General features: G+C 56.4%; 1 protein-coding gene. It reads right to left on the bottom strand.

Translation table 11 applies throughout. The annotated features are described in order from the left end of the window. A partial coding sequence (locus AC1RPN_RS08400) for a hypothetical protein (protein WP_481763746.1) occupies nt 1-456 on the bottom strand: 456 nt, incomplete at both ends.

Below are 456 nucleotides of genomic sequence, written 5' to 3'. Positions count from 1 at the left end.
GATCCAAGCTTCCCACACCACCCGCTTGTGATCACCGATAGCTGGAACCACGTCAAACCAGTCGATGGTGTTGCGCACGCTGTTCGGGCGGAACGCAGCATCCAGCGATTCAAGAGTGATATCACCGCCGAGTCGGAACATCAGTCGATGTTCGGTGATACTGTATTCACGATTCGGGGATTCCGAATACATAACGAGCGCAGCGCTAAGCTGTTCGGGGCTGAGGGCCGTAGGTTGGGCACCTTCACGGCTCATGAAGCCGAAGTTAACTTCCAGTTCTGGAACGCTTTGACCAGAGCCGGCAATATCCGCCCAACCTGCTGGTGCCTCAGAAGTTTCCTGCGCAGCTCGCTCCAGCAGCTCTCCTGCGTTCTCGGAACCATCGACCGGATCGTCCTCCGGGTCTTGAACGTGAGCCAAATCCGCAGCGTTGAATTGAATTAGAGCCTCAAGGCG

The organism is Dellaglioa sp. CoH-57-MRSF-20, from assembly GCF_056781955.1.
The sequence above is the reverse complement of the archived record's forward strand: the minus strand, read 5'-3'. Positions and strand labels throughout refer to the sequence as shown.